General features: G+C 64.0%; 24 protein-coding genes. 11 read left to right on the top strand and 13 right to left on the bottom strand.

What is annotated here, in order from left to right; all coding sequences use genetic code 11:
* The first annotated feature begins 8 nt into the window (after window positions 1–8).
* From pstB to phoB, 3 genes are read left to right on the top strand one after another with little or no spacing between them, the layout of a single operon-like run.
* On the top strand, window positions 9–806 hold the full coding sequence (pstB, locus tag DEA8626_RS06745; RefSeq protein WP_108852243.1) for a phosphate ABC transporter ATP-binding protein PstB: 798 nt from the start codon (window positions 9–11) through the stop codon (window positions 804–806).
* Window positions 807–817: 11 nt separating this feature from the next.
* The gene (gene phoU / locus DEA8626_RS06740) at window positions 818–1,531 is read left to right on the top strand and encodes a phosphate signaling complex protein PhoU (RefSeq protein ID WP_108852242.1); all 714 of its coding nucleotides are present in this window, start codon (window positions 818–820) and stop codon (window positions 1,529–1,531) included.
* A 1-nt stretch (window position 1,532) separates the two neighbouring features.
* Complete coding sequence (gene phoB, locus DEA8626_RS06735) at window positions 1,533–2,216, top strand: phosphate regulon transcriptional regulator PhoB (RefSeq protein ID WP_108852241.1); 684 nt, start codon at window positions 1,533–1,535, stop codon at window positions 2,214–2,216.
* Window positions 2,217–2,233: 17 nt separating this feature from the next.
* Here the strand turns inward: phoB and DEA8626_RS06730 are convergent, their stop codons facing one another.
* From DEA8626_RS06730 to DEA8626_RS06710, 5 genes are all read right to left on the bottom strand, one after another.
* Complete coding sequence (locus DEA8626_RS06730) at window positions 2,234–2,557, bottom strand: hypothetical protein (protein WP_108852240.1); 324 nt, start codon at window positions 2,555–2,557, stop codon at window positions 2,234–2,236.
* Complete coding sequence (locus DEA8626_RS06725) at window positions 2,554–3,177, bottom strand: aquaporin (RefSeq protein ID WP_306418094.1); 624 nt, start codon at window positions 3,175–3,177, stop codon at window positions 2,554–2,556. The genes DEA8626_RS06730 and DEA8626_RS06725 overlap by 4 nt, the downstream gene beginning before the upstream one ends.
* A gap of 179 nt (window positions 3,178–3,356) precedes the next feature.
* A complete protein-coding gene (locus tag DEA8626_RS06720) occupies window positions 3,357–3,470 on the bottom strand; it encodes an entericidin EcnA/B family protein (protein ID WP_108852239.1) in 114 nt (37 codons plus the stop codon).
* Window positions 3,471–3,474: 4 nt separating this feature from the next.
* Window positions 3,475–5,289, bottom strand: coding sequence for an extracellular solute-binding protein (locus DEA8626_RS06715; RefSeq protein WP_108852238.1), 1,815 nt, complete (start codon window positions 5,287–5,289; stop codon window positions 3,475–3,477).
* Between the two features lie 280 nt (window positions 5,290–5,569).
* Window positions 5,570–6,307, bottom strand: a complete 738-nt coding sequence (locus tag DEA8626_RS06710; RefSeq protein WP_146188840.1) for a hypothetical protein — start codon at window positions 6,305–6,307, stop codon at window positions 5,570–5,572.
* Between the two features lie 40 nt (window positions 6,308–6,347).
* Between DEA8626_RS06710 and DEA8626_RS06705 the strand changes: the two genes are divergently transcribed.
* Both DEA8626_RS06705 and DEA8626_RS06700 read left to right on the top strand, forming a co-directional pair.
* Entirely contained in the window at window positions 6,348–7,118 is a 771-nt protein-coding gene (locus tag DEA8626_RS06705) for a 3-hydroxybutyrate dehydrogenase (RefSeq protein WP_108852236.1), read from the top strand.
* A gap of 97 nt (window positions 7,119–7,215) precedes the next feature.
* Entirely contained in the window at window positions 7,216–8,253 is a 1,038-nt protein-coding gene (locus DEA8626_RS06700) for a patatin-like phospholipase family protein (RefSeq protein WP_108852235.1), read from the top strand.
* A gap of 97 nt (window positions 8,254–8,350) precedes the next feature.
* Here DEA8626_RS06700 and DEA8626_RS06695 read toward each other — a convergent pair whose 3' ends face one another.
* The 5 genes from DEA8626_RS06695 to DEA8626_RS06675 all read right to left on the bottom strand — a co-directional run bounded on the left by DEA8626_RS06695 (window position 8,351) and on the right by DEA8626_RS06675 (window position 12,168).
* Entirely contained in the window at window positions 8,351–8,833 is a 483-nt protein-coding gene (locus DEA8626_RS06695) for a hypothetical protein (protein ID WP_146188839.1), read from the bottom strand.
* 66 nt (window positions 8,834–8,899) lie between these two features.
* Entirely contained in the window at window positions 8,900–9,649 is a 750-nt protein-coding gene (locus DEA8626_RS06690) for a DUF502 domain-containing protein (protein ID WP_108852233.1), read from the bottom strand.
* A 67-nt stretch (window positions 9,650–9,716) separates the two neighbouring features.
* Window positions 9,717–10,634, bottom strand: a complete 918-nt coding sequence (locus tag DEA8626_RS06685) for a pseudouridine-5'-phosphate glycosidase (RefSeq protein ID WP_108852232.1) — start codon at window positions 10,632–10,634, stop codon at window positions 9,717–9,719.
* Window positions 10,631–11,524 (bottom strand): PfkB family carbohydrate kinase, encoded by an 894-nt coding sequence (locus DEA8626_RS06680; protein ID WP_108852231.1) that lies wholly within the window; start codon window positions 11,522–11,524, stop codon window positions 10,631–10,633. The genes DEA8626_RS06685 and DEA8626_RS06680 overlap by 4 nt, the downstream gene beginning before the upstream one ends.
* Before the next feature lie 26 nt (window positions 11,525–11,550).
* Complete coding sequence (locus tag DEA8626_RS06675; RefSeq protein ID WP_108852230.1) at window positions 11,551–12,168, bottom strand: TetR/AcrR family transcriptional regulator; 618 nt, start codon at window positions 12,166–12,168, stop codon at window positions 11,551–11,553.
* A 538-nt stretch (window positions 12,169–12,706) separates the two neighbouring features.
* Here DEA8626_RS06675 and DEA8626_RS06670 point away from each other — a divergent pair.
* The 6 genes from DEA8626_RS06670 to tsf all read left to right on the top strand — a co-directional run bounded on the left by DEA8626_RS06670 (window position 12,707) and on the right by tsf (window position 17,852).
* The gene (locus DEA8626_RS06670) at window positions 12,707–13,648 is read left to right on the top strand and encodes a homocysteine S-methyltransferase family protein (protein ID WP_108853353.1); all 942 of its coding nucleotides are present in this window, start codon (window positions 12,707–12,709) and stop codon (window positions 13,646–13,648) included.
* A gap of 149 nt (window positions 13,649–13,797) precedes the next feature.
* Window positions 13,798–14,382 (top strand): hypothetical protein, encoded by a 585-nt coding sequence (locus DEA8626_RS06665; protein ID WP_108852229.1) that lies wholly within the window; start codon window positions 13,798–13,800, stop codon window positions 14,380–14,382.
* A 96-nt stretch (window positions 14,383–14,478) separates the two neighbouring features.
* On the top strand, window positions 14,479–15,075 hold the full coding sequence (locus DEA8626_RS06660; RefSeq protein ID WP_108852228.1) for a GNAT family N-acetyltransferase: 597 nt from the start codon (window positions 14,479–14,481) through the stop codon (window positions 15,073–15,075).
* 64 nt (window positions 15,076–15,139) lie between these two features.
* A complete protein-coding gene (locus DEA8626_RS06655; protein ID WP_108852227.1) occupies window positions 15,140–15,820 on the top strand; it encodes a DUF2461 domain-containing protein in 681 nt (226 codons plus the stop codon).
* Between the two features lie 206 nt (window positions 15,821–16,026).
* A complete protein-coding gene (rpsB, locus tag DEA8626_RS06650; protein ID WP_108852226.1) occupies window positions 16,027–16,866 on the top strand; it encodes a 30S ribosomal protein S2 in 840 nt (279 codons plus the stop codon).
* A gap of 110 nt (window positions 16,867–16,976) precedes the next feature.
* Window positions 16,977–17,852, top strand: coding sequence for a translation elongation factor Ts (gene tsf / locus DEA8626_RS06645; RefSeq protein ID WP_108852225.1), 876 nt, complete (start codon window positions 16,977–16,979; stop codon window positions 17,850–17,852).
* 757 nt (window positions 17,853–18,609) lie between these two features.
* On the opposite strand, the gene DEA8626_RS06640 is transcribed toward tsf, so the two are convergent.
* The 3 genes from DEA8626_RS06640 to rpe form a co-directional block, all read right to left on the bottom strand.
* A complete protein-coding gene (locus DEA8626_RS06640; RefSeq protein WP_108852224.1) occupies window positions 18,610–19,389 on the bottom strand; it encodes a helix-turn-helix transcriptional regulator in 780 nt (259 codons plus the stop codon).
* A gap of 360 nt (window positions 19,390–19,749) precedes the next feature.
* Entirely contained in the window at window positions 19,750–20,304 is a 555-nt protein-coding gene (locus tag DEA8626_RS06635; RefSeq protein ID WP_108852223.1) for a thioredoxin family protein, read from the bottom strand.
* An 11-nt stretch (window positions 20,305–20,315) separates the two neighbouring features.
* Complete coding sequence (gene rpe / locus DEA8626_RS06630; RefSeq protein WP_108852222.1) at window positions 20,316–21,008, bottom strand: ribulose-phosphate 3-epimerase; 693 nt, start codon at window positions 21,006–21,008, stop codon at window positions 20,316–20,318.
* Window positions 21,009–21,065: the final 57 nt, after the last annotated feature.

The raw sequence follows: 21,065 nt of genomic DNA, 5'->3' as shown, positions 1-21,065 counted from the left end.
AATCGGAAATGGACGATGCAAGCACGATCGAAAGGGACGTGACCGTGAAGGACGTCAAGATCACCGCCAGGGACGTTCAGGTCTATTACGGCGACAACCATGCAATCAAGGATGTGACCGTCGACATCCTGGACAAGACCGTCACGGCATTCATCGGCCCCTCGGGCTGCGGCAAGTCCACGTTCCTGCGTTGCCTCAACCGTATGAACGATACGATCCCGATCTGCCGTGTCGAGGGCAATATCACCCTCGACGGCGAGGACATCTACGACAAGCGCGTCGATCCGGTGCAACTGCGCGCCAAGGTGGGAATGGTGTTTCAGAAGCCCAATCCTTTCCCGAAATCGATCTACGACAACGTGGCCTACGGACCGCGTATCCACGGCCTGACCCGCAACCGGGCGGAGCTGGACGCGATTGTCGAGAAGTCGCTTCGCCGCGCCGCGCTCTGGGACGAGGTGAAGGACCGGCTGGACGCACCTGGCACGGGGCTCTCGGGCGGCCAGCAGCAGCGGCTCTGCATCGCGCGAGCGGTCGCGACCTCTCCGGAAGTGCTGCTGATGGACGAGCCATGCTCGGCGCTCGACCCGATCGCGACGGCGCAGGTCGAGGAACTGATCGACGAACTCAGGGCGCGCTTCGCTGTGGTGATCGTGACGCACTCGATGCAGCAGGCCGCACGCGTCAGCCAGCGCACCGCGTTCTTCCATCTCGGCAGCCTCGTCGAATATGGCGAGACGGGCCAGATCTTCACCAATCCGCGCGACCCGCGCACGGAAAGCTACATCACCGGCCGGATCGGCTGAGAGGGATCGCCATGAGCCACGAACATATCCTCAGTGCCTTCGACCGCGACCTGGAAGGCGTCCAGGCGCTATTGATGAAGATGGGCGGCATGGTCGAGACGTCCATCACAGAGGCCGCGCAGGCCCTTCAGGAGCGTGACGACGACCTGGCCGAGAAGGTTCGCGCCGGCGACCGCGCGATCGACGAACTGGAGGTCCGGATCAACGAGGACTGCGCCCGGCTGATCGCCCTGCGCGCGCCGGCCGCACGGGATCTCAGGATCGTGCTCAGCGTGATGAAGATCGCGGCCAGCCTCGAGCGGTCGGGCGATTTCGCCAAGAACATGGCCAAGCGTGCGCGCGTCCTTGGACAGATGAGCGCGGTGCCTGGCGCGGGCGGATCGCTGCGCCGCATGAGCAAGACAGTGACCGAGATGCTGAGCCACGCGCTTGACGCCTTCATCCAGCGCGACGCCGATCTGGCCGAGGACGTGCGCAACCGCGACCGCGAGGTCGACCAGATGTACAACGCGCTGTTCCGCGAGTTCCTCACCCACATGATGGAGGACCCGCGCAACATCACGGCGTGCATGCATCTGCACTTTATCGCCAAGAACATCGAGCGGATGGGGGACCATGCAACCGCGATTGCTGAGCAGGTGATTTACCTCGTCACGGGCGAACTGCCTGAGGAAAGCCGCCCGAAGGCCGAGAGCGTGACCACGATCGGAGTGGAGGGAAGCTGATATGCAGGCGCCCACCGTGCTCGTCGTGGAAGACGAACCCGCGCAGCGCGAAGTCTTGACCTACAACCTCGAAGCCGAGGGCTTCCGCGTGAACCAGGCCGACAATGGCGAGGAGGCACTTCTTTTGGTCGCCGAGGATGTTCCCGACCTCATTGTGCTCGACTGGATGCTGCCCAATGTCTCGGGTATCGAGGTTTGCCGGCGGCTGAAGTCGCGCGCCGAGACGCGCGGCGTGCCGATCATCATGCTGTCGGCACGTTCCGAAGAAGTCGACCTCGTCCGCGGGCTCGAGACCGGGGCGGACGATTACATGGTCAAGCCCTATTCAATAGTTGAGCTGATGGCGCGGGTGCGCACGCAGCTTCGCCGCTCGCGGCCATCGTCGCTGGGCGAGATGCTGGAGTTCGAAGACATCACACTCGATCCAGAAACCCACCGGGCGCGGCGCGACGGCCAGTTGCTGAAGCTTGGCCCGACGGAATTCCGTCTACTCACCACCTTCATGGAAAAGCCCGGCCGGGTCTGGAGCCGCGAACAGCTTCTCGACCGGGTCTGGGGACGCGACATCTATGTCGACACGCGGACGGTGGACGTCCATGTCGGACGTCTGAGGAAGGCGCTCTGCGCCGAAGGGGGCGACGATCCGATCCGCACCGTGCGCGGCGCGGGCTATGCGCTCGGCTGACGGGCAGGGCGGGCGGCTCAGTCCTCGCTGTCGTCACCGTACCGCGCATCGTCGTCGTATTCATCCTCACCTTCGGGCAGAAACTTGCCCGACAGTCGGATCGAATGGTCATCGTGACGCGGATCCATGACGACGTCCGAGGGCAGCTCGCCCCTCAGCCATTCTCGGATTTCCTCGCGCGCTTCGCCCGGCTCCTGCCCGGTCAGTTCGGCGATGTAAGCGATGAAGACACGCTGGTCGCCGTCGATTTCCTCGAGCTCGGCCTCGTCGGCATCCGGCCAGCGGTCGGTGATCGCGTCGAAGAACGCAGACCAGTTCTCCTCAACGTGATGCCATTTCATCGTCCGAACTCCGTCTTCGGGTTCCAAACAGTCTGCACCCGAAACTTCAGCCGGAAAAGAGCTTCGGCAGGAAAAACGCGGCAAATGCCGCGCCAGCAAGCTGGGCGAGGAGGTAGGACGGGACGAGGCTCGGCAGGATACCTGCAAAGGTGTCGGTCAGCCCGCGAGCGATGGTGACTGCGGGATTGGCGAAGCTCGTCGAAGCGGTGAACCAGCGGGCCCCGATGATGTAGACAGCAACGAAGACAGGCGCGTGTGCAGGTGAAAGGCGCAGTCTCCGATGATCGCGAACGGCATCCCGAAGGTCGCGACCACCTCTGCCAGCGATGGGCGCGGACCCGTGCGGCCGCTCTGCGAGAGCTGCAGGATGTCGAGGTCGGCACGCCCTGCGCGATCCAGGCGCCCGCAATCCCACTCGCGACCTGCACCGCGAAACAGGCCAGTGCCGCGCCGGGGGCGACATGGCGCAGCAGCGCGAAGGCAAACGTCACGGCAGGGTTGAAGTGCACTCCCGAGATAGGGCCACATACCGTGACAAGAACGTAGAACGCGCAGCCCGTCGCGAGCGCATTTGCCGGAAAGACGAGGCCCGCGTTCACGCCCGATTGCGCGTCGGCCATGATCCCTGACCCGACGGCTGTGATCAGCAGGAAGGCGGCACCGAGAGCTTGGCCGCAAGCCGGCCAAACGTTCAAACGGTCCCGATGGAGCGCCCCCTGACTGACGGGCGGGCCAGATCGGGCGGACCCTGGACGCCGCAGTCGCACAGTCGGGGGTCATCGTGACCGGAACCCGTCCGTCAGAACCAGCTTTGCACCGTGCGCGCGCCGCCGGAGACATCGTCTCCGATGCCCGCGACCGTATTGCAGCCCGCAAGTCCAACCAGCAAAGCGATCAGCATCAGTTTCTTCATGCTCTCAGTCCTCAAACCACCAGACTTCCGGCTGAAAGCCCGGCCAGTCCCCATATAGCGGAATGCGCTCGGGGTAGTGAAGATGGTTCGAATGGGCAATGCGCGAGACCCGACTAAACCACACGGGGATCACGTAGCGCCCCGCCGTCAGAATCCGGTCGAGCGCGCGAGTCGCTGCGATGAACTCCTCCTGACTTTCGGCGCCCACCATGTCGGCGACCATAGCCTCGGCGGCGGGCGAGTTCATGCCCATCCAGTTCCGGGTACCGGGCTCGGTCACGCCTTTGGCCCCCCAGTAGAGAATCTGCTCGTTGCCGGGGCTCAAGGACAGCGCGCGCGTATACCACGCCATGTCGAATTCGTAGGCGTTCGTGCGCTCCTTGTACTGGGCGCTGTCGACCATGGTGATCTGGGGCTCGACGCCGAGGTTCTTCAGCGCCTCGACATAGATGTCGACAACCGAATGCGTGCCCGTCGCACCCGAAGCCAGCACGATTTCGAAGCTGAGCGGCTTGCCGTCGGCGTTCTTCATCACACCGTCCTGCACGGTCCAGCCGGCCTCCTCCAGAAGCGCGATCGCTTTTCTCAGATTTCCCCGGTCGATCGCGCGATCGGCGTTGCCCTCGGGCAGCCCGTAGCCTTCGACCGTGCCGGGCGGCAGATCGGCGGCGAAGGGGGCGAGGAGTTCGGCGACGCGCCCCTCGGCGGGGCCGTGATCCATCGCGAGGACGGAGTTCGAGAAATAGGAGGTGATGCGCGGCTCGGTCCCGCCGTTCAGGGTCTGGTTGATGAACTCGAAATTGAAGGCGAGGATCATCGCCTCGCGCACCCTCCAGTCAGCGAAAACCGGGTTGCGGGTGTTCATCACGAGCCCGGTGATGCCCGAGGGCCTCTGGTTCGGAATCTCGGATTTAACGACCTCGCCCGACCGGATCGCGGCGAAGTTATACTGAGCCAGCCACTTCGCCGCGTTCGTTTCGCGGTGGCTCATCGTCTCGCCAGCGGTGAAGGCCTGGAAGACCACGTCGCCGTCGCCGAAGTAGTCGTAGCGGATCTCGTCGAAATTATGCTGTCCGCGGTTGAATGACAGGTCGCGGCCCCAGTAGTCGGGATTGCGGCGGAAGGTGATGAAGCGGCCGGGTTCGAAGCTCTCGACGACGTAAGGGCCGGAGCCCACTGGCACGTCGAGCGAGCTTTGGGCAAAGTCCTTGCCCTCCCACTGCGCTTTCTTGAGGATCGGCCGCATGCCCATCAGAAGCGCGAGTTCCCGGTCCTCGGTGGCGAAGGTGAACCTGACCGAGCGTTCGCCCGTCTGCTCCATCTTGGCGACCTTCGACCAGGTGTTGCGATAGCGCGGGTGGCCCTGGGTGCCGAGGGTCTCGTAGCTCCACATCACGTCCTCGATCGAGACTGGCGATCCGTCGGAGAACCGCGCTTGGGGGCGGAGGGTGAATTCGACCCAACTCCGGGACGCGTCGGTCTCGACCGATTCGGCCAGAAGGCCGTAGAGCGTGAAGGGTTCGTCGATCGTTCGTCCCATCAGCGTCTCGACCGTGTGGAGCCCGAGACCCCATGGCGCGGTGCCCTTCAGGATGTAGGGATTGAGCGAATCGAAGCCGCCCGGCTCACCGAACACGATTCGGCCGCCCTTGGGCGCCTCGGGATTGACGTAGGAAAGAGACACAAAATCGGGTGGGAGCGCGGGGCGGCCATACATAGCTATGCCGTGCTGCGGCTCGGCGGCCGCATTCTGGGCCAACGTGCCAAGGCAAAACGCGGCTATGGCCGTCCTGATCCGAGCGAAAATTTCCGGTCCCATTTCGGCAACAATCCCCTCTGCCCTTGTCTCATTTGGCGCGACGCTAGCTTTGCTTTCCTGCCTTTTCAAACTTTTAGCTTGGACAGCGGCGAAGGACCGCGTATAAAGAAAGCACTGCTCGATAGGTTTCTTGCCTGTATGAAACCTGCCTCAATAACTTAACGCCCGCCTTGTGCGGGCGTTTTTTTTGGCCATGTTGCGATCCTTCTCTTTCGATGCGTCGGGCCAGCGATGCGCGCGTCGGAATCTTGGTGGATGTGCTAGCCGCGCCCCCAGATTCTCACGGCAACTCCGGCATTCCGAGCCGTCGCCGCATGAGGCGGTAGATGGCGTCCCTTTCTCGGTCCTTCTTGCGCGCCCGCCCTTCAAGCGCCTTAAGAACTCGCCTCGGATCACACAGCCAATATGGCGTGCCCCCGGCAGATCGAACCTCGGCGTGATCCATGAGGGACTCGTAAGGGTCAGCTTTCTCAATCACGATGTCTAGCATTCCCAGATGCGTCACAAAGAGCCAGTCCAGGTTTTCCGAAGTCGGCGGAACGGGCCGCCACGCCCGGCAAGCCTCAAGCGTGCCTCGCTCCCCTCCCCAACCGTCCAGATAGGCCGCAACCGCGCGCAGATACTCAAGACACGCGGCAACCCGCCTCAGGTTCTCCGATTCGAGGTGGGGAACGACATCCAGATCGTTCGCCACGATACCGGCGCCATGCAGCGCGAGCACTTGCGAACCGCACAGCACCCAGCGGACCTTGAACTTCGCCAGCGCCTTTATCAGCGGCGCGGGCTGCAGGGCAGGACGGTCCGTCGGATCAAGCCGTTCTGAGGAATGCATGGGGCCCTTTCGCGACCGACGACACCCAATTGTAACCGTGACCAGTCGTTCCTGCAGCAGCCGTTCCCGCGACCCGATCCGTGCGCGAATCCGCCGATCTGGCTTGGCACGCGACCGGGGTCCCGACGATCGCGAGAAACTGTGTGATTTGACCCTGAACGCGGGTGCATTCTGCGCGCGCAGCATTTACCTATCTGTCAAACATCGTCATTAGAGGGGTTTCGCGATGCTTTCCGGTAAGACAGCGATCATCACTGGATCGAATTCCGGCATCGGGCTCGGCGTTGCGCGCGAGCTCGCGCGGGCCGGAGCCGACGTGGTCCTGAATTCGTTCACGGACCGAAACGAGGACCACGAACTTGCCAAAGGCATGTCCAAGGAATTTGGCGTGAGCGCGCGCTACATCAAGGCCGACATGTCGAAGGGAGACGAATGCAGGGCGCTGGTCGAACGGGCGGGCGGCTGCGACATCCTCGTGAACAATGCGGGCATCCAGCATGTCGCGGCGATCGAAGAGTTTCCGGTCGAGAGGTGGGACGCTATCATCGCGATCAACATGACCTCGGCGTTTCACACGACCGCAGTCGCGCTGCCGGGTATGCGCGAGAAAGGCTGGGGGCGGATCATCAATGTCGCCTCGGCGCACGGGCTTACCGCATCGCCGTACAAGTCGGCCTATGTTACGGCCAAGCATGGGGTGGTGGGCCTCACCAAGACCGTTGCGCTCGAAGCGGCTGGGAAGGGGATCACGGTCAATGCGATCTGCCCGGGCTATGTCCTGACGCCGCTGGTCGAGGCGCAGATCCCCGATCAGATGAAGGCCCATAACATGGACCGGGAGACGGTGATCCGGGAAGTGATGCTGGAGCGCCAGCCCTCGCGCCAGTTCGCGACAGTTGAGGAGCTTGGTGGCACGGCCGTTTTCCTTTGCTCGGACGCGGCGGCGCAGATCACGGGGACGACGATTTCCGTGGACGGCGGCTGGACGGCACTATGACCGGATCGGCCCGCTTTCGCGGGCCGATCCGCCGGGGGGCGCCGCCCCCCGACCCCCCCCGAGGTATTTGAGAACAGGTGATGAGGACAGGTCGGCGTTGGCCACCACACGGATCAATCTAGCACTGCAAGGGGGCGGGGCACATGGCGCCTTCACCTGGGGTGTGCTCGACCGACTTCTTGAGGAGGACTGGATCGAGATCGCCGGCATCTCGGGCACCTCGGCAGGGGCGCTCAACGGCGCCGCGTTGAAGGCGGGGCTGATGATGGGTGGTCGCGCGGCGGCGCGAACCAATCTCGACTGGCTCTGGGCGCAGGTCGGCGCCGTGGGCGACATGCGGATTGCCGGCTGGTTCCGCGCCTTTCTCCCCGCGGTCGGGCTCTGGGAGGCGGTGACCGAACGCTACGCGCCGTTTTCGCCCGGGGAAACCCTCACGCGGCTCTTCAGCCCTTACGACTACGGCCCGTTCTACCGCAATCCGCTGGAGCGCGTGGTCGAAAATTTCCGCTACGATCTCGTCTGCGGGGGCGCTGGACCGAGGTTTTTCGTCGCGGCAACCAGCGTGCGCACCGGCAAGATCCGTGTCTTCACGGGGCCCGAGATCTCGACACAGTCGATCCTCGCCTCGGCCTGTCTCCCGACGATCTTTCAGGCGGTGGAGCTTGCCGACCCGAATACTGGTGAGATCGAGCACTACTGGGACGGCGGCTACACCGGCAACCCCGCACTCTTCCCGCTGTTCGACCCGGCGCTGCCGGATGACGTCGTCGTGGTCAGCATCAACCCGCTCAGGCGCGAGGAACTGCCGATATCGGCGCAGGATATTCTCGATCGGATCAACGAGATCAGCTTCAACTCGTCGCTATTGCGCGAACTCAGGGCGATAAACTTCGTCAAGGAGCTGATCGCGGCGGGTAAGATCGCGGAGGGTGCGATGAAGGATGTGCGGCTGCACCTCATCGCCGACGACGCGCTGATGAACCGGCTGAACGCGCGCAGCAAGACGGCCCCGACTCCGGAGCTCTTATGGGAGCTGAAGGCGGCAGGGCGTGAAGCGGCGGAGGCGTTTCTGGCGCGCGACGGGGCGCGGATCGGGGTCGAGGGGACCGTCGATCTCGGCGCCATGATTTCCTGACCGCGCCGATGCGGCCGGCAACGTCAACGTCGCGAGCGCAACGCCCCGGAGCGCGGGGCCGGCGACCTTGCTGTCCGAGCCCGCGCCCCCGCCGGGCTCAGGGAAGCGTGATCTCTCCGGTTACGGTATTGGTCTGGGCGCCGGTCGCGGCGTCTGTCACCACGTCATAGCGCCCGCCGCCGCTGCCTCCGGCATACTTGCCGTTGCCGCCGGTCAGGCTCCATTCGCCGCCGGTCGCGCCGCCTTCGCCGAGCGTGTCGGCGTTCCAGGCAATGATCGCGATATCGCCGTCGGCGTCGGTATATACGCAGTGGCCCGCGCCGCTGATGTTCGGCGCCATGATCTCCATGGACCCGAAGCAGGGGCCCGTTGCGCCGTTCAGCGGATTGCTTTCATCTTCGGGCGCGATGTTCGAATAGCTGCTCTCGATTTCGACCAGAACGTGCCCCTCGGCAATCTCGTGCATCGTCGAGGTCGCCTGGGCGGTTCCGACGCCGTTGTTCGAATAGGTCTGCTCGGCCAGTGCCGCAGTTGCAGCGGCGAACGACAAAGCCGTGCTCAGACACAAGATCGACTTCATGATATGCCCCCCTTTGATTGACGCCCGGTCAAGCGCGCCGACAAGGATAGCATCGATCGGCCGATATCAGAAATGACCTGCGGCGACGTCCGGTTGGGCCGCTGCGCCGCCGCCGGTCTTGTCCTTGCCGTTCGGGTAGACGAGTCCCGCTGAGATCACGAGTTTCGCCGCATCCTCGACGCTCATGTCGAGGAAGGTCACATCCCGCTTGGGCAGGTAGAGCAGGAAGCCCGACGTCGGGTTCGGAGTCGTCGGCAGGAAGACGGTCAGCACCTCGTCATCTGGGAGCTTCGACAGAACCTCGCCCTTGGCCGAGGTCGAGACAAAGCCGATCGCCCAAATGCCTTTGCGTGGGTATTCGATGAGACAGGCCTTGTCGAACTTGGACTCGGTCTGGGAGAAGACCGTTTCGGCAACCTGTTTCACGCCGCTGTAGATCGAGCGCACGACCGGCATGCGGTCGACGATGCTCTCGCCCCAGGCGATGAGCGAGCGGCCCATGATCCCCTTGGCGATCCAGCCGACGAACACTGTGAAGACCAGGAACAGGACGACGCCGACGCCACGCACGTTGATCGCCGTGTCCTCGCCGAACAGGTTCTTCAGAAGTCGCTCGGGTTGGTAGTTGTTGGGAACGAAGGGCAATACCCAACCGTCGATCCAGCCGGTGACCGTCCAGATCAGCCAAAGCGTGAAGGCAACCGGCGCGACGACGACAAGGCCCGTCAGGAAGTTGGCGCGAAAACGCGCCAGCAGGCCCCGCCGCCTCGGCGGATGAAGCACAGTATGTTCGTGGCCGTCGTGCTCTGGGCTCATTCCGTTCGGTTCCCGCTTCCCGGGTGGGAATGTAGGGGTTTGCGGGGCCGCTCACAATGGGCGGTTTTCAGGCGCGAGAGGCGATAGCCGCGGCAATCGCCGCACCGAGGCGGGCATTGTTGCGGACGAGCGCGATATTCGCGTCGAGCGAGCGGCCGTCGGTCAGGTCGAAGATGCGCTGCAGGAGGAAGGGCGTGACCTCTTTTGCGGCGATGTGCCGGCGGGACGCTTCGCCAAGCGCGGCGTCGATCGCGGGGGTAATCTCGTCGCGCGGGATCTCATCGCCCGCGGGGATTGGGTTGGCGACAAGCTGGCCGCCCTCAAGGCCGAGCCGGGCCCGCATCAGATGCGCCGCCGCGATCTCGTCGGCGCTGTCCATCCGGAGCGGCGCGGCGAGGCCGGACCTGCGCGACCAGAAGGCGGGGAAGTCGTCCTGACCGTAGGCGATGACCGGCACGCCAAGCGTTTCGAGCACCTCAAGCGTCTTTTCGACATCTAGGATCGCCTTGGCGCCGGCGGCGACAACAGTGACCGGTGTGCGGGCGAGTTCGTTGAGGTCGGCGGAAACGTCGAAGCTCGTCTCCGCGCCGCGGTGCACGCCGCCGATCCCGCCCGTGGCGAAGACGGCGATCCCGGCGAGACGCGCGGCGATCATGGTCGCGGCGACCGTGGTCGCCCCGGTTCGCCCCGTGGCGAGGCAGACGGCGAGATCGGCGCGCGACAGTTTCATCGCGTCGCGAGTCTGTGCGAGCGCGGCGAGCCTGTCGTCACTCAGCCCAACGTGTACCATCCCCATCATGACGGCGATGGTGGCGGGCACCGCGCCGGCGTCGCGCACCGTCGCCTCGACCAGCCGCGCCGTTTCCAGATTCTGCGGATACGGCATGCCATGTGTGATGATCGTGGATTCCAGCGCAACGATTGGCCGGCCTTCGGCCCGCGCATCGGCAACCTCGGGCGCATAGGCGAGGGGAAGGTCTGTCATGAGCCAATGTCTCCCGAAACATGGTGCGCCGCGGCTTCGAGCGCTGACTGTAGCGCGTCGGCGCGCGACTCGCCGCGCGTTTCGGCGGCGATGTGGGCGGCCATGAACGCATCGCCCGCACCGGTCACGCGGGTCACGAGAACCGGCGGCGGTTCGGCGGTGAGAACCCCGTCGACAGACCCGTCGGCCGTCGATCGGCCGCCATCTGTGACGAGCATCCGTGCAGTCCCCCGGGCGAGAAGACCCTCGGCTGCCGCCCTCGCGTCGCCGAACGTGCGCTGGCAGATCAGCTCCGCTTCCTCCCGATTTACGTAGATCGTCGCGTTTGCGACGGGCAGGAGCGGCAGCAGCCGCTCCGCCTTTCCGGGGCTCGCGGGGGCGATCCTGAGATCGGCCGCCGCAAAGAGGCCGGAGCCGGCGATTTCGGCCAGAAGCGCCTGCGTGAGATTGCCGTCGAGTGCAACGGGACCATTCCACGGCCGCGCGGAACTTCCGAGCGAGCCATCGGAAAGCGGGCGCAGTATCTTCGCGCCCGCCGCTTCGAGCGAGTGCGCGTCGGCGATGGCGGCGACGAGACCGTTGGCACCTTCGACAGCCATGTAGCGATCGGTTGGTAGATCGTCTGACCGGTAGATGTGATCGGTAATCAGCCCAAGGCTGCCGCAGGCGGAAACGAGAGCCTCTCCCTCCGCGTCGCGGCCGATCGCGGCCAGCAGGCCGGGACGCATTCCGAAGCGGGCGAGCGTCACGGCGATGTTCATCGCCACGCCGCCCGGCAGACGCGTGATCCGGCCGGGCACGTCGGACCCCATCGTCAGGTGCGCCGGCGAGCGGCCGACAATGTCCCACAGGACGGCACCAATGCAGAGGATGTCGGGGCGGGCAGTCATCCCCTTCCTTTGCAGCCAAACGCGACTTACTGCAAGCGCGGCTCGAACAGGAGCCTGATATAGCTGCGCAAGAGCATGATCTGGCCGCAGATCATGTGCGGCTGGGACAGCGCCTTGCCCATCACCAGCCCTCCTTCCACAACGGTGTTGACGAAGTCCGACAGCGCATCCAGATCGACATCTTCGCGCGGCTGGTAGATGGCGGCGATTTCGTCGAAGATCGGCCGGAAACGGGTCCTCCATCCCAGCACCGCCCGGCGGTTCATTTCGCGAACCTCGGCGTCGAACAACCGGTCCTGATAGGCGGCCGAGGCGATGATGCAGCCGGGATGGCCGTTCGGCATGTCCTCGAGCATTTCGGCCAATAGCTTCAGTCCGATCAGCGCGGCGTGCAGCGGGTCTTCATTCAACTCTCTCGCGCGCGCCCAGAGGTCGTCGAATAGCTTGTTCTCGGTTTCGATGTAGCGTTCGATCAGCGCGCGGGCGAGCGCGTTTTTGTCCGGGAAATGATAGAAGAACCCGCCCTTGGTTATCTCGGCCGCGGCCACGATTTCGTCGATTGAGGTCGCATCGAAGCCCTTGGCAAGTACCGCCGCTTCGGCAATGTCCATGATGCGGGTGCGCGTCTCGGTGCCCTTGGTCATGGTTGTACCCTCCCACGGCAGTGTACCACTGGTACAGTATTGACAAGAAGCGGGTCGGGCGCTCACATCTGCTCTGCGTCCAACTCTCTGTTATTTATGCGAATAATTTGCTCGTCCACCTCTGGACCACGGGTCAACTAGCTTCGAATCCGGCCACGGGCCAAGTTGCTGCGGGTCCAGAACTGACGGCGAGATGCAATGATGACACGTCTTGGATATTCGCGATCCGCACCGGGCGGCTTCCGACCGAGAGAGCGATCCGCCGGTGGCCTCTGGACGGTGAAAGCTGTGAACTCTGGTCACAGCAGCTCCGCGATCGTCACGGTAGGTCGGCGGCTGCGGTTGTGGCACATAGCCGGCCTGCGGCAGCGGGAAGAGTCATGCCAAGTATTTCGGCAAGTTTCGCAGGCCGCATTCGTCGGAAAACCCGGCTGAACGCCAGGACCAGTATTCAAGCTGACCAGTGACGATTCAGGCCAATACCGGCCAAACACGCGGAATCGGCATGGCCGCCCGCAACTTTGACAGAGGAATTGAGATGACACGACTTGAACAACTGACGACCTCCGCCCGCCCTTACCTTACCGATGGTGGGCTCGAGACGACGATGGTGTTTCACGAGAGCCTGGAGCTGCCGGAATTCGCCGCTTTCACGCTGCTCGACAGCGAGGAGGGTCGTGACGCCCTGACACGGTACTACGAGACCTATCTGAAACTTGCGCGTGAGGCGCGGACGGGCTTCGTGCTCGATCTGCCAACCTGGCGCGCGAACAGTGAATGGGGCAGGGTGATGGGGCTCGGCGAGAAGGACATTCGCCGGATCAATCGGGATGCGGTCGCCTTCTGCACCCGGATCCGCGACGAATGGGAGACCGCAGAGCTGCCGATCGTCATCAACGGCGTTGTCGGCCCGTCTGGTGACGGATACGTCGTGGGCGACGCACTGTCCCCGGAGAAGTCCGAGTCGCGCCACCGCGTTCAGGCCGAGGCCTATGCCGAAGGCGGCGTCGACATCGTGACCGCAGTGACCATGACCCATTCGGGCGAAGCGATCGGCATCGCGCGCGCCGCGATCAAGGCGCGGCTGCCGTTTTCCATCGGCTTCACCGTCGAGACCGACGGCAAGCTGCCCTCGGGCGAGACCATCGGCGAGGCGATCCGCGCAACGGAAGACGCAACGGACGGCGCAGCCGTGTCGTTCATGATCAACTGCGCCCATCCGACGCATTTCATGGACGAACTCGCGGGTGAGTGGACGGGCCGGATCGGCGCAATCCGCGCCAATGCCTCCCGCAAGAGCCACGAAGAACTGGACGCCGCCGAAGAACTCGACGACGGCGACCCCGAGGAGTTCGGCCAGCTCTACAGCGCTTTCGCGCCGAAGCTGCCCAACCTGAGGGTCATCGGCGGCTGCTGCGGCACTGACCACCGCCACGTGGGCTGCGCTTCGGCGCATTTCCACGGGACGGTCGCGGCCTGATGCAGGGGGTGGCGGCGCTGACCTCCACCCGCTGACATCACCCACTAACCATTTGGGCGGCGCATTCGCCGCCCGGACGACGGCGGCGCCGGGGCGCCCGCCGAACAGATGAACGCGCCCCATTGGACGAGAATCCAAAGGAGAGAACCATGCTCAAGTCCGCATTCTACGGAACTGCTCTCGCCACGCTGATGGCGCTTCCGGCCTTCGCTGACCCGGCGCTCGAAGCCTTCGACGTCGCCGAGGATCATACCCGCTTCATCTTTGCGGCCCAGCCGGTCTTCGATGACGGATTGCCCGCTTTCGGCAACGCCTTCGTCACGCAGGGCTACATCTACCCGGCCGGCACGCTCGACGGCGGTGTCGAGGGCGTCAACCCGGACGGAAGCCCGGTCTGGCCCGACAAGGTGATCGGCACCTGGACCTGCGATGGCTATTTCGTCGGCGACGGCATGCACACCACGACCGGCCCCGTGGTGATCACCCGTCAGATATTCCAGTTCGAGGACGGCGACCTTCTCATCTCGCAGGGACCCGAACTCGTCGATGAGGGCGTTCCTGTTCTGCGCGCGATCACCGGAGGCACCGGGGATTATGCCGGGATCGAGGAACCGCTGCGCCAAGTCATGCTGGGCATGAGCGAAGGCATGGGCGTGCGCCTGCAGTTCACCATCGACGACGAGGTCAGGAAGGCGGGTGTATACACCGGCCCGGTGTTCGAAGATCGAGGCTGAACTGGAGACCCACTCAGGTGAAGGGGGGGCGGCCGGTGAGCCGCCCTCTTTTTTCCTCCGGCAAGGTGGTAGGATGACTGCGAAGGACAAACCGACATGACCGCGACCGACATCACGATCCGTCCCGCGAAGCGCGGCGACGCCGCCCTGATCGCCGAGCTTGTGAATCTCGCGGGCGAGGGGCTGCCGTTTTACGTCTGGCACTCGATGACCCCTCCGGGCGGCGATCCGTGGACGACCGGCCGCGCCCGGGCCGCACGCGACGAAGGCGCCTTCAGCTGGCGGAATGCCTGGATCGCCGAGGAAAAGGATCAGGGCGCCGGCGGCCTGGTCGGCTATGTCCAGCCCGACGTGCCTGAGCCGATCGCACCGGATCTGCCCCGTATGTTCGTTCCGCTTCAGGAGTTGGAGAACTCCGCGCCAGGAACCTTCTATGTCAACGTGCTCGCCACACGACCCGAGTTTCAGGGCCGTGGCATCGGCAGCAGGCTACTGGCCTTCGCCGAACACCAGGCGGGGCCGCAGGGCATGAGCCTCATTGTATCGGACGCCAATGCGGGCGCGCGTCGGCTCTACGAGCGCGCGGGCTACCGCGTGGCCGCCCGGCGGTCAATGGCCAAGGACGGTTGGGAGAATCCGGGCACGGAATGGTTCTTGATGGTAAAGGACGCCGACCGGCTGCGCGGCGCATAGCGCCCCGGTCTTCGGCTGCTATAGTGCCCGTCGTGACCTGCCGCGACACGCAACGGAGCCAAACATGCATGACTTTGCCGGGTTTTCCGAAGAAACCTTCCGCTTCCTCGACGAGTTGAAGGACAACAACAGGCGCAGCTGGTTCGAGGCCAATCGCGACCGCTACGAGGCGCACTGGAAGGCGCCGGCGCTCGCGTTCATCGAAGCGATCGCGCCTGGCATGGCGGCGTTGGAGCCGGCGATGAAGGCCGAGCCCAAGATCAACGGCTCGCTCCGCCGCATCAACCGCGACGTTCGCTTCTCGGCCGACAAGTCGCCCTACGAGCCCTGGCTGCATATGATCTTTTCGCCAGGTGAACATCTCAACAAGAGCGCTGGGGTGCATGTCGTGCTTACCCCCGACGGCGTCGGCTATGGCGCGGGCCGCTGGGCCTTCGACGGGCCGGTGCTTGAACGCTATCGAAAACGGCTTAATAACTCGAAGGACCGCTCCGCGTTAATTGCCGCACTGGAAGAGGCCGCGCGGGTTGGATGCCATCTCGATGAGCCGCACCTGAAGCGGCTGCCGAAGGGTTACGACTCCGCGCCCGACTGGGACTATCTCCTGCGTTACAAGGGCATCGTCGCGCGGACGATGGAGGGGCGCATCATGCCCGACTGGATCGGCACCGAAAAAGCGGTCGACGAGGTGCTCGACCGGACCCGTGCGCTCATGCCGCTAGTCGGCTGGCTTCACGCGCTCTGAGATTCGGGGAACCCCCCGCGGCTCCTTCACAGCCCAAGTATCCTCCGCCGGAGGCGCGCTGCGGGGCTTGCGCGCGCGGCAAATCCATTCTATACGCGCGCCACTTCACAGGCGAGGCTTGGGCCTTCGGGGGAGACATCCCCGTTCGGTCCGCCGGTTGGGAGAAATCCCTGAATAGCTTCGCCGAGGCGCAAACCGGAAAGGAAATGGACATGGCGCTCCCTGAATTCTCCATGCGTCAGCTATTGGAAGCTGGCGTTCACTACGGCCACCAGACCCAGCGCTGGAATCCGCGGATGGGCGAGTACATCTACGGCGACCGCAACGGCATCCACATCATCGACCTGACGCAGACGGTGCCGATGCTCGACGCCGCGCTGAATGTGATCCGCGAGACCGTGGCCAAGAACGGCCGCATCCTTTTCGTCGGCACCAAGCGTCAGGCGCAGAAGCCGATCGCGGACGCCGCCGAAAAGTGCGCGCAATACTACATGAACCACCGCTGGCTCGGCGGCACGCTGACGAACTGGAAGACCGTTTCGCAGTCGATCAGCCGGCTGAAGAACATCGACGAGGTCCTGGGCTCGGGCGCAGAGGGCCTGACCAAGAAGGAACGGCTCGGCATGGAGCGCGAGCAGGCCAAGCTTCAGGCCTCGCTCGGGGGTATCCGGGAAATGGGCGGCGTGCCCGATCTGCTGTTCGTCATCGACGTGAACAAGGAAGACCTCGCCATCGCCGAAGCCAAGAAGCTCGGCATTCCGGTCGTCGCGGTCGTCGACACCAACTGCTCGCCCGACGGTGTGGACTACATCATTCCGGGCAACGACGACGCTGCGCGCGCGATCGCGCTGTACTGCGATCTCGTGAGCCGCGCTGCGCTTGAGGGCATGTCGGCTCAGATGGGTGCCGCCGGCATCGACATCGGCGCGCTCGACGAGTCGCCCGAGGAGGAGGCGGCCACCGACGAGGCTCCAGCGGAAGAGGCCGCCGACGAGGCCCCAGCTGCCGAGGAAGCCCCGGCTGCCGAAAAAGCGGAAAGCGCCTGACCGGTTCAGCGGGTAACGGGTACTTGCCCGGCCCCGCTGTCTCAGGACACTCATCTGGCGGGGCTAATCCCCGCCCGACCCAGTTGGACATTTTCGAAGGAGAGCCAGACATGGCGATCACCGCACAAATGGTGAAAGAGCTGCGCGAGTCGACCGGCGCAGGGATGATGGACGCCAAGAAGGCGCTGACCGAAACGAACGGCGATATGGAGGCGGCGCAGGACTGGCTGCGCACGAAGGGCCTCGCCAAGGCAGCGAAGAAATCGGGCCGCGTCGCAGCCGAGGGCCTCGTCGGCGTTGCCGTCAAGGGCGGAAAAGGCGTGGCCGTCGAGGTCAACTCGGAAACCGACTTCGTCGCGAAGAACGCGGAGTTCCAGTCGATGGTGGCGTCGATAACCGAAGCCGCGCTCGGCGTGTCGGATATCGAGGCGTTGAAATCGACAACGGTCGACGGCAAGACCGTGGACGAGGCGCTGACCGCCGCGATCGCCAAGATTGGCGAGAACATGACGCTGCGCCGCATGGTGGCGGTCGAGGGCGACTCGGTCGTTTCCTACGTGCACAATGCTGCTGCCCCCGGACTGGGCAAGATCGGCGTGCTCGTGGGCCTCAAGGGCGCTGACAACGGCATCGGCAAGCAGATCGCGATGCATGTCGCCGCCACTTCGCCGGCCTCGCTCAGCGAAAAGGACCTCGACCCTGCGCTCGTCGAGCGTGAGAAGTCCGTGCTGACCGAGCAGGCGCGCGAGTCGGGCAAGCCCGAGGCGGTCATCGAGAAGATGATCGTCGGGCGCATGGCGAAGTTCTTCGAAGAGATCACGCTTCTCGGCCAGAAATTCGTGATCAACCCCGATGTCACCGTGGCGCAGGCCGCCAAGGACGCGGGCGTCGAGATCACCGGTTTCGCCCGTATGGCCGTGGGCGAGGGGATCGAGAAAGAGAAGGAAGATTTCGCCGCCGAGGTCGCGAAGACACGCGGCGCCTGACCGGTTTGGAAGTTACCGTGCGAGGGGGCCGGCTAGACCGGCCCCCTTTTTCGTTCGGGCTTCGGTCAGAAAGGGGCGGCGCGCTCTGCAACGATGCGCGCCGCCCCTGAAGCTGCGCGTCGTCCCCTGAGGGACAAGTCTTACCGCGCCATGTTGCGGGCTCGCCGAAGGCAATGTTTCGGCACGCCCGCCGTCCGGTTTTCCCGGAGCCCCCCATTCCCCCGCAATTCGTCGGGCTGGTCCGGGGCGCCGTTCCTGGCCAATGCCACCACTCATGGAACGCCTCATGTAAGATCGATTCGCCTCTGGCGCGATTGATCGAAATCAGGAGGGAGCCATATAAGCCGCCGGCCGGACCGGCGGTGTGAGAGTGCGGACAAAAGATAAGGGCGGCACGATCTCGTGGACCGTACCGCCCTATGTCGCGCCAGCACCTGTTGGGGATGAGGACAGGGCGCGTCTCTGGTGCTAGACCTGCCAGGCGGACTATTCACCCAACAGGCCCAGCGTCCGGTTTCCCGGGCCCCCCATTCCCCCGCAAATTACGGGCTAGTCCGGGGCGCTGTTCCTGGCCAATGCCACCACTCACGGAACCAGTGCATATTGCAGCTTTACGCAAGGGAAGGGAAGTATGGGAATCCTTACCCGGTTGAATCGTAACGATTTAAGGCTGAAATTGCGAACAAAGTTGCCGAATTACACTCTGATAAGGGACACATTGTTTACCTAGCGTAAACGAATCGTCGCGAATCGGACTTTAACCAGGAACCACGAAGATCTGGTTCTGGAAGGATGCCTTCAGCACTGCCTGCGCTGTCGTCTCCACATCCAGCGCCTCGCGCGCGAGCCGGAGATGCTTCTCGACCGTTGCCGGCGTCAGCCCCATGATGGTGGCAATGTCCTGCATCGTCTTGCCGTCGCCGACCCATTCGAGCGCCTCTCGCTGACGCGGTGTCAGCGACCGGCGTGCCGACGCGAAGGGCATTGACGTTATCTTGAGATGGGTGACGTTGTTGATCACCGTGATCTCGCGTCCCTTGTCGTCCCACATCGAGTCGACTTCGTGCTGCCGCATGTCCTTTTGCGCGCACAGCCCGATCGCGCCCTTCGCGCGCACGGACACGTCGCGAAAGCTGATCGAATAGCCTGCACGGATGTTGTAGCGGTGATTCATCTCGATTATCCGCCGCTCGGTCGCGGTCACGGTGCCGGTGGCCAGCACATCTTCGATCAGCCGCCAGGAACAGGCGCCTTCATTGACGGCCGCCCACTTGACCATAGGCGCATGATTGTAGATGCCGCTTTTCACGAATTCGTCGAGATATTTCTCTTCGTGATTGGATAGAACGAGCAGGTCGTCGGCACTGCCGAACGAATTCGGCGTCCGGAACCGCGTGAAGCCGTAGAGAAGGCGGTCAAATCCGTAGGACGCCATCTTTTTCAAGTGCAGCGACCAGAGCTCTTCGATGCTCATGGCCTCGATCACAAGCTCGAGATGGCTGATGAGGTTTTCGCCGGCCTGTCTGGATGCGCTCATGCGAACACTCCCACGCCAAGACGCAGGATGCCGGGCGCACACCGCCGTTGCCTGTAGGCCCTTGCCGGCCAAGCGGCAAGGGCTATGCCCTTTCGTGACAGCGATATCATAGCACCATCCCCAACTCACTTGTGCCATGACGGGCCTCCTCTGTCGAGAGGTCTTCCCGTTGCTGACATCCTGATAAGCAAGGGCCGAGGCCGGAGGCAAGAGGGGACAGTGTCGCACCGTCGTGCCAGCGCCGCGATAGGCGCGAACGCAGCGGCACCATAGGATGAGGTCTCATCCGAACCTGCCGACGGCGTCACGAGCTGCGATCTTCAGTGCCGCTTTCGACGACGCCGTGAGGGGGCAGGGGGGTCAGGCAGCCTTCCACTTGATTGAGCAGCCCATCGACGGCACCTGCTCGGCCGGTCCCAGCCCCGTTTCGGCGACAAGCTTCATCGCCTCGAATAGCTCGCGCCGCACATCCGGACCTGCGGCCTGCCGGCCCGAGGCGTCGAGACGTCCGCGATATTGAAGCTCGCCCTTGGCGTTGAAGCCGAAGAAGTCCGGCGTGCAGATGGCGTCGTAGGCTCGCGCGACCTCCTGGCTCTCATCGTGGAGATATGGGAAGGAGAAGCCGTGCCGCTCCGCGAAGACCTTCATGTTGTCGAAGCTGTCCTCGGAGTAACGGACCGCGTCGTTGGCGCAGATCGCGGCAACGCCGACGCCCATATCCTGCAGCGCCTTCGCCTCGTGAACGATCCGGTCGACGACGGATTTCACATAGGGGCAGTGATTGCAGATGAACATGATCAGCGTGCCGTTCGGGCCCGCGACATCGGCGAGCGCCCAGTCGCGGCCGTCGGTTCCGGGCAGCGTGAAATCGACGGCCTTCCAGCCGAAGTCACAGACGGGCGGGGATACGGCCATGGTCTTCCTCCTCAGACGGCAACGGTTTCGACGGCGGCGCGGATCGCGCGGATGTTCCGCCCGTAGATCTCGGGCCTTTCGACCGACCCGCCGGAAAATACGCTGGAGCCTGCAACAAGCACGTCTGCTCCGGCCGCCGTGACGAGCGGTGCTGTCTCTGGCGTGATGCCGCCATCGATCTCGATATGGATCGGTCGGCCGCCTATCATCGCGCGCAAGGAACGGACCTTATCTATCTGGGAATGAAGAAATTTCTGGCCACCAAAACCAGGATTCACGGTCATCACGCAGATCAGGTCGACGAGATCAAGGAGCGGCGCCGCAGCCTCCGCAGGCGTCCCGGGATTGAGCGCAAGACCGGCTTTTTTCCCCGTCGCGCGAATGGCTTGCAGCGTGCGGTGCATGTGCGGTCCAGCTTCGGCATGCGCGGTAATGATATCGGCACCGGCCTCTGCAAAGGCCTCGATATAAGTGTCGACCGGCGAAATCATGAGATGTACGTCCATGACCGTCTTGATGTGCCGCCGGATCGCCTTGCAGAGCTGTGGGCCAAATGTCAGGTTCGGCACGAAGTGGCCATCCATCACATCCACATGGACCCAATCGGCGCCTTGCGCTTCTATGGCCTGGATCTCGCGCCCGAAATCGGCGAAATCGGCCGACAGGATGGACGGGGCGATCTTGATGGCAGATTGCGTGGGCATTGACTGGCTCCGGTTGGCTATCGGCATCCGTGTAACGGCTTGACGGGGGGCAGGTCT

This window comes from Defluviimonas aquaemixtae (assembly GCF_900302475.1).
GTDB lineage: Bacteria > Pseudomonadota > Alphaproteobacteria > Rhodobacterales > Rhodobacteraceae > Albidovulum > Albidovulum aquaemixtae.
Note: the sequence above shows the minus strand (reverse complement) of the source record. Positions and strands in the feature narration are given on the sequence as shown.